5 protein-coding genes are annotated in these 4,089 nt (G+C 49.7%); all 5 read left to right on the forward strand.

Annotated features, from left to right (window positions below; genetic code table 11):
• A partial coding sequence (locus PHQ97_15915; protein MDD4394219.1) for a hypothetical protein occupies positions 1-380 on the forward strand: 380 nt, incomplete at its 5' end.
• Positions 364-1,464 carry an RtcB family protein gene (locus PHQ97_15920; protein ID MDD4394220.1) on the forward strand — a complete coding sequence of 367 codons (1,101 nt, stop codon included), beginning with the start codon at positions 364-366 and terminating at the stop codon, positions 1,462-1,464. The genes PHQ97_15915 and PHQ97_15920, both read left to right, overlap by 17 nt.
• A 21-nt stretch (positions 1,465-1,485) precedes the next feature.
• Complete coding sequence (gene ssb / locus PHQ97_15925; GenBank protein ID MDD4394221.1) at positions 1,486-1,953, forward strand: single-stranded DNA-binding protein; 468 nt, start codon at positions 1,486-1,488, stop codon at positions 1,951-1,953.
• Positions 1,954-2,095: 142 nt separating this feature from the next.
• A complete protein-coding gene (locus PHQ97_15930) occupies positions 2,096-3,046 on the forward strand; it encodes a hypothetical protein (protein MDD4394222.1) in 951 nt (316 codons plus the stop codon).
• 3 nt (positions 3,047-3,049) lie between these two features.
• Complete coding sequence (locus PHQ97_15935; protein ID MDD4394223.1) at positions 3,050-3,862, forward strand: hypothetical protein; 813 nt, start codon at positions 3,050-3,052, stop codon at positions 3,860-3,862.
• Positions 3,863-4,089: the final 227 nt, after the last annotated feature.

Consider the following 4,089-nt stretch of genomic DNA (forward strand, 5'->3'; position numbering starts at 1 on the left):
GCTATTTGGCAAAAACCATGAGAAAACCAAAAACAACCCGGCGCAGGAGTAACGGAATCGGGAATAATCCTGCGATATTCGCGCAACTGTGCCGTGATCACGGACTGCCTGAGCCTGTGCAGGAATATCGGTTTCACCCTGTCCGGCGATGGCGCTTTGATTACGCGTGGCCTGATTTATTGGTCGCACTAGAGGTTGAGGGCGGCGTGTGGACCGGCGGCAGGCATACGCGTGGGTCAGGATTTAAGGGCGACATGGAGAAATACAATACAGCAACGGTATTAGGGTGGCGCGTGCTTCGGTGCGTGCCTTCTGATGTTTGCACAATGGAAACGGTCGAGATGATTACGGAGGCGGCGAGCGATGGGAAAACCAATTAAAATTTATGCTGAGCATGTCGAACAGGAGGCGCTTGATCAATTTGAAAGCGCGATGGGTCAGGATTTCGCGGTCAAGGGGGCGCTCATGCCAGACGCTCACACTGGCTACTCGTTACCAATTGGGGCTGTCGTGGCTACCGATGGCGTGATTGTACCATCATGGATCGGCTACGATATTGGTTGCGGGATGTGTGCAGTCCCAACAACGTTTGATCATGACGATGTCATGGAATATTCGAAAGATATTTTCGAATTGATTTACGAATATGTGCCGGTCGGATTTACTGTCAACGAACATCCAGTACCATCAAACCTTAACGTTGGCGGATTGTCCGATATTGGACGATCTGCTTTTGAAAAGCGCGGCGGGTTTTCGCATCTAGGAACCTTGGGCGGAGGCAACCATTTCATCGAAATCGGATACGATGAAGATAACGCGGTGTGGGTTACCATTCACTCCGGATCGAGGGGCATAGGCCATGGAATAGCAACCGAATATATGCGCATGGCATCTGGAGATGGAAAAGTTCGAGAAGGGCATTTCGGGTTTGGCGTAGATAGCGAAAACGGAAAAAAATATATCAATGATATGTCGTGGGCGCTTGAGTTTGCGCTTGAAAATCGACTCCTTATTGCAAGTCGTGTAGGCGCCGCCATGAGCTCTATTATCGATGGCGAAATTGACATTCGAAGTAGGATAAACGCCAATCATAACCATGCAGAACTTCGTGACGGATTATGGATCCATCGGAAGGGCGCTACGCAAGCCGAAAATGGCATGATGGGCGTTATCCCTGGTAACATGCGCGACGGCTCTTTCATTGTTTGCGGTAAAGGTAACCCGGAATCGTTGTATTCTAGCAGTCATGGTGCCGGTCGTGTCATGGGTCGCAAGCAGGCAAAACGAGAATTGAGCATGGATAATTTCAAATTTCAAATGATCGGCGTGGTAGCAAAAGTGGAGGCTGAAACACTTGATGAATCGCCCATGGCATACAAGGATATTTTAGAGGTGATGCGATTGCAGAGCGATCTTGTAGAACTTGTCCATTATGTCCTACCAATGATCAATATCAAGGCGTAACCCAACAGAGAAAGACGGCAAATGAATACACTGCAATTTGATGGAAATTTGACACGCGATCCTGAAATCACATACACGCCAGGCGGTCTTTGTGTGGCGAAATTCACGTTGGCCAACAACTACAAAAAGAAGGACGGAACGGAGGAAACAACCTTTCTGGACTGCACTGCATTTGAGCGGCGAGCTGAGGATATGAGGATCCTATCAAAAGGATCAAGAATCGAGATTGAAGGCCGCATTAAGCAGGAAAACTGGGAAGGCAAAGACGGCACAAAAAAGAGTAAAATCGTCTGCTATGTTTCACGTTTGAGCGTGCCTGTCTGGATTATCAAAAGCGAGATCGAAAAGGCCGAATGGAAACCATCGCAATCATCGCCACCGCAGCAAGGTGGATACAATCCAGCCAATGGTGCAAACCGGACACAAACGCGACAAGAGCCAGATTACGAAGATAAAAACGACTATGGCGAAGAAAGCGTGCCGTTCTGATTTGTGATATATTATAGCGTTCATACTCTCCCGGCTACCGGCTAACCTTGGCTAGCTACCAAGGGACAGCGGTCACCTTTCCCGTTGCCGGTAATTACTTTATATAGAAAAGGTCACAAATCAGAAAGGCGTTGGTTGTAGCATGGAAAATGACGGCGGATGGATTAAGATCTGGAGAAAATCCGTATTCAATAAATTCTTCAGCAATCCCCCCATTTGGCACCTTTTTACATACTGCATTTTGAAGGCGAATTACAAGGAAAGGACCATTTTTAGAAACGGTCATTCGTTGAAATTGGAGCCTGGTCAATTCGTATTTGGGCGCAAGATTGCATCCGACGAAACGGGTCTCTCTGAACAGCAGATCCGAACGGCACTTCGGAGGTTGTCCGAACCCTCTCAAGAGGGAGGTCCTCTCATTACCGTAAAATCAACCAACGCTTTTTCGGTTGTAACCGTCCTGAATTACGAGATTTACCAGTGCGTTGAAACACACAATCAACCAGCGACTAACCAGCGACTAACCAGCGATCAACCAGCAACTAACCAGCAACTAACCACAGACAAGAATATAAGAAGTAAAGAAAGAGAAGAATATTCTCTTAAAGAATCTTCTGATACTTGTAAGTCTAAAAATAAAGAAAGTGTGTCTACGCGCGTGGGCGCGCGCGAGGGAGATGCGTCAACTGACGTTGCCGCTACACACACACCTAAAACAAAATCTGTTTCGGCTAGTCGGAAACACGATATGGCGGTTGCGGATTTCCTTTCCGGCAAAATCGAGCGACCGGGGAAATTTGACAGGCAGGATTTTACCGACGCGTTTTGCGAGTGGGCGGAAAAACGGCGTGACCTGAAAAAGTTCATGACGGCTGGCGCGATCACACGAGCGATTAAGCATCTTGCGCCATACTCGCCAGAGGAGGCCGTCTATCTTTTGCAGCAGTCAGCCGATCACTGTTGGACCGGCGTGGTCTTCAGCGGCACCAATCCGACGCCACCGCCTGGACAGGTGCTGAGGCGCGCGAATGGGAAGCCCGTGGCCAATGTCAATCCGGAGCTAGCTAGAATATTCCATCAGGGAATGGGGTGATAGATGAGTGACGATGTGCGATGTATCAGATGTGAACAGTTAGGCGTGTTGATCGAGGCGAATCACCAGGTCTTTGGGCGCGCGATGTATTTTGGCTCAAAAGATGATTGGGCTTTTATACCGCAGGCTGGCGGACTGTATTTGTGCGGGTCGTGTGCATTGGACGAAAAAAACGATTTCGAGTTGGCGGAGTACGGAATCAAAAAGGTCAACCTTGGCAAATTCGAACGCTGCTATCGCAAAATCGAAAAGCCGGTTGCCGCTGTCCCGATCTCGTATCAGGATATACCGCCTGAGTTTCGATCGGCCAGCCTGGCCAAGTGCCCGTTGTTGACCGAAAACAAAATTAAGAATTGGTACGAAAGTGACAATACACTGCTGTGTATCCTTGGCGATGGGCTCGTTGCGGCATGGGCTATCTTTCGGCGGGCGCAACTTGACGGCGTAGGCGCTCAATTTTGGCGGATGGATGAGTTGGTGTCCCGAATCCGCAACGAAGAAAACCAGGGGATGACATATTCTGGAGCCTCGCCAACTGCTAAGCTAATCAAGCACGCAAACGGAATTGTGATTATTCATGACCTGCTAGGCGTCAACCTGACAGCATCGCGCTCGGAGTGGATCGGCGCGATCCTGGACGACCGGTACAGCTATCGGCGCAAGACCGTGGTCACAATCGGGCCGATGGAGACCGGCATCCCAAACTCGATCCAGAGCCGATTGACACGTGGGACGGTCGTCCCGGTTTGTGAGTGGGCTCATGCAATGCTCAAGGTCGAATACGTGCCAAGGGTTCGTGTAAATGCTACGTTTTGAAGTCGAAAGCATGGAACGCGTTCCGTGCAATTGACGAATTGCGGCAACCTGTGCTAGATTGCCAGAACCTAACGGAGGAAATGAAAAATGAAGATTGAAGCGAAAGTTTTTGAGGGACTGGTGGCGGATGTGATGCCTGCAATCCAGGCGAGGACGACGCTACCGATTCTGGAGTGCGTGCATGTGCACAGCGAAGGCGAGCGCCTGGTAGTGGAGGCCACCAACCT

This window comes from Desulfobacterales bacterium, assembly GCA_028704555.1.
Lineage (GTDB): Bacteria > Desulfobacterota > Desulfobacteria > Desulfobacterales > JAQWFD01 > JAQWFD01.